The organism is Candidatus Cloacimonadota bacterium, assembly GCA_011372345.1.
Taxonomy (GTDB): Bacteria; Cloacimonadota; Cloacimonadia; order Cloacimonadales; family TCS61; genus DRTC01.
The window spans coordinates 1-3,855 of the sequence record DRTC01000448.1 but is presented as its reverse complement, the minus strand read 5'-3'; the positions used below and the strand labels follow the sequence as shown (position 1 = coordinate 3,855).

4 protein-coding genes are annotated in these 3,855 nt (G+C 33.4%); 3 read left to right on the top strand and 1 reads right to left on the bottom strand.

Translation table 11 applies throughout. The features are described 5' to 3' along the window. Positions 1-361 (bottom strand): hypothetical protein (locus ENL20_08735; protein ID HHE38642.1); only part of this gene is annotated, 361 nt, incomplete at its 3' end. Positions 362-593: 232 nt separating this feature from the next. Between ENL20_08735 and ENL20_08730 the strand changes: the two genes are divergently transcribed. The 3 genes from ENL20_08730 (at position 594) to ENL20_08720 (ending at position 3,627) form a co-directional block, all read left to right on the top strand. After that, positions 594-2,039 (top strand): DUF814 domain-containing protein, encoded by a 1,446-nt coding sequence (locus ENL20_08730; protein HHE38641.1) that lies wholly within the window; start codon positions 594-596, stop codon positions 2,037-2,039. Then, entirely contained in the window at positions 2,036-2,587 is a 552-nt protein-coding gene (locus ENL20_08725; GenBank protein HHE38640.1) for a GrpB family protein, read from the top strand. Before ENL20_08730 ends, ENL20_08725 begins: the two co-directional genes overlap by 4 nt. A gap of 155 nt (positions 2,588-2,742) precedes the next feature. Continuing rightward, entirely contained in the window at positions 2,743-3,627 is an 885-nt protein-coding gene (locus ENL20_08720; protein ID HHE38639.1) for a radical SAM protein, read from the top strand. Positions 3,628-3,855: the final 228 nt, after the last annotated feature.

The following is a 3,855-nucleotide window of genomic DNA, read 5'->3' as shown; positions in this document are numbered from 1 at the left end:
GTGTTTCAATGGTTAATTCTCCAAATCCCTTTGATACTTGCGTCCATAATTCTCCCATTTTCAGGAAATGGATCTTCCGATTTTCTGCTTCGATGTGGATTTTCAAACTGCTGTTGGGAAATAATTTTACAATGGAACTCTCATCGATGAATTTGATAGCAGCATAAGAATCTTCCATGCTGATCAATTCATCATCATTATAAAGCTCATCTCCCTTTTTGACATCCGAAGTTTTGGCTTCTCTTTTCAGGTCTACATCACCTTTGACATTTAAAGTGAGAGCTATATGTTCCTGTGAAAAAAGATAACTCCCTAATAAAACCTGGATGATCATTAAAACTAATAATCGGTATTTTTTCATCTAAATCCTCCTGTATTTTCAATGTCATTCCAAGGAATCTTATTATCTTTGAGATTCTTCGTGAAAGAAGCAAGAAGAATTCCTCAGAATGACAAAGTCATTCAAATATTAAATTTCGATTCTTTTATACTTCATTCAAAAAAAGGGTGTTTATTGTCCATAAAAAAGTTTTATCTTGCCAAAAAAAATAGATTTAAAAGGTTTCATTTCCGGATCAAAACTTGGAGAATCTATGCAGTATAAATATTTGGAAGAATGGGTTTTAGTAAATGAATCATTCAATTTGATCTTTACTAAAATCGTAAAATTTGAAGATCAGTATGCTTTCCTCTTTTCAAAGAATAAAAAAACTCTCCAAATAAATCTTTCTCCGGAAAATAGTTTCTGTTTTTTTTCAAAAATAAAAAAACTGCCATTTTCAGATGTCAGAGAATTGAAAATTTTCAATTCTCACTTGAGAAATGCAAACTTTGAAAATATCCGTATTTTTGAAAAAGACAAAATATTAGACTTCCTTTTCTCAAAAATTGATGTTTACAATCAGAAAATTGAATATCACTTAATTATTGAACTTATCCCTCATTATCAAAATATTATTTTGCTCAAAGAAAATAGAATAATCATTGATTGTCTGAAAAAGGTCAGTTTTGCAGAAAACCGTTTTCGTCAGATTTTACCTGGAATTAAGTATGAACCTCCGCAAGCAGAATATGAAAACATTAAAGAAAAGATCGATTATCCTCTGACTTATGATGATAAAGGAAAAATTATTGAAGGATCAAATGCTCAGGGAGGTTTTAATGATATTAATGAATTGTTTGAAAAGCTTTATTACGAACATATTTTCGTTATTAGAAATGAGAAATTAAAAAGGCGGAAAATCTCGAACTTGAAAAAACAAATTCAGAAAAAAAAACATAAAATTGAGAAATTGGATAAAGAATTTTCTGATGCCAGAAATGAAGAAAAATGGAAACAATTTGCTGAACTTCTGAAAGCAAATTACAGAAATATAAAACCGGGAATGGATTCTATTAATGTGAAAAACTATTATCAACAAGGATTCCCGGAACTGAAAATTTCTTTATTTCCGGGAAAAAATGCTCAGCAGAATATTGATCTTTATTTTAAAAAATATCGGAAAGCAAAAAATGGAAAAAAAATCATTGCTCTGCAAATCAACAAAACGAAAAAAGAAATTGAAATTTTAAATGAGGAAATTCAAAAGCTCCGGGAAAGCGATTTTTTTCATGATATCAATAAAAAGGATAAATCAAAATTAATAAAAGAGAAAAAAAAATACCGGAAATTCAAAGTTGATGAAAATTGGGAAGTTTTTATCGGACGCACAAATAAGGAAAATGATCTGCTGACCACAAAACTGGCAAAACCGCATGACTGGTGGTTTCATACCAGGATTTTTCACGGAACTCATGTGATCTTGAGAAATTTTGGAAAAAAAGAATTACCGGAAAATCTGAAACGGCTTTGCTGCAGATTAGCTGCATATTACAGCAAAGCAAAAAAATCAACGAATGTTCCTGTGGATTATACACAAATTCGATATGTTCGTAAACCGAGATCAAGTCCGGCAGGTTATGTGATTTATTCAAACCAGAGGACCCTTTATGTCGATCCAATAAGTATGAGAGAAGCTATTGAAAAGGTTGGAAAATGAAAGAAAAAGAAGAAATAATCGGTCTTGACCGGAAAATCGTTAAATTATCCAAATTTTGTCCTGAGTGGATCACACTATATAGAAATGAAGAAAAAATATTGGAAAAAGCGATCGGAAGTTTGGTAATCGATATCCAGCATATTGGCAGCACATCTATTCCCTGGCTCTGTGCGAAACCGATCATCGATATCCTGATTGGAGTCGATTCGATGAAGACTGCTGATAAAACCATAAAGATCATGGAAAAGATCGGTTATCAATTCAAAGGTGAAGCAGGAATTCCCGGTCGTTATTTTTTTGTAAAGGGAAAAGAAGACAAACGCACTCATCACTTGCATATGATCGTCTATAATACCGAGCGTTGGAAAAACTATTTGCTCTTTCGAGAACGTTTGCATAGAAGTAAAGCCGTACGGGAAGAATATTGTAAATTAAAGATCAAATCGGCGGAAAAATATCAATATAACAGAGAAGCGTATACAGAATCAAAATCGGAATTCATTCAGAAAACTCTGAAAGATGCAAAAAATGTAAAACAATCATCTTGATTGTGACAGATCAATGCTGATCTATAAGCAAGACTTGAGTTGTAATGACTGCAGGGAACGCGACTCAAGAATTGCGGCAAATTGAAAACTGCTTTCAACTCGCACTTCCTCCGGTCGTTGCAAGTCGAGTTCAGTTTTAAAAGTAAAAGAAAAGAATGTTCAGTAATTTTTATTATTGCCGTATATGTCCTCACAAATGTGGAAAAGATCGAAGAATAAATGATGGTTTTTGTCAAAGCGGAATAAAACTGAAAATAAATTCCTGGCAGAAACATTTGGGAGAAGAACCGGTTATCAGCGGAACTAAGGGTAGCGGGACCATTTTTTTCAGCAATTGCAATTTGCGATGTGTTTTTTGCCAGAATTATCAGATCAGCCAACTTGGTTGGGGACAGGAATATTCGATTTCCGAACTCGTAGAAATTATCTTGGAATTACAGAATTCCGGTGTTCATAATATCAATTTTGTATCCCCGACTCATTTTTCGTTTCAGATCAGGGAAGCGATTTTGATTGCTAAAGAAAGAGGTCTGGAAATTCCTCTCGTCTGGAATTCTAACGGGTATGAACTTCCTGAAACTTTAGAAATGATGGCTGGTCTGATCGATATTTACATGCCTGATTTCAAATATTTTTCGGCAGAGAGCGGATTAAAATATTCATTGATCAAGGATTATCCAAAATATGCCAAACTATCCCTGGAAGAAATGCAAAAGCAGGTAGGATTATTAAAGTTGGATAAAAACGGAATTGCAGAAAAAGGTGTTCTGATTCGGCTTTTGATGCTTCCGGAAAATAAAAATGGAATCGATGGAATTTTGAAATGGATCGCAGAAAATCTGGGAAATCAGACATTTATCAGTCTAATGGCTCAATATTATCCGACATATCGAGCAAACGAATTTCCTGAAATAGATCGATCGATTACACCTGAAGAATATCAATTTGCAGTTGAAATTTGTGAAGATTTAGGATTTGAGAATGGTTATTTTCAGGGAATGAGAATTACTCCGGAATGGACACCGAGATTTAAGAGATAAAGTGCCAATTTGACGAATACAAATCAATAATTGAAGAGATAAAGTAATGTTTTGACGAGGGCAAATCACCAATGAAGAGATAAAGTACCTAATTTTTCTTCAAAAACAAGTTTTGAGAAAAGACCAATCTTCGATTGGGACACATTCTTGTTCCCAAATTCTCCCGAAAGCTTTCGGGAGGAATACAACTGATAAAGAAATTTCATTTCGAATAATACTTTCTCGCAC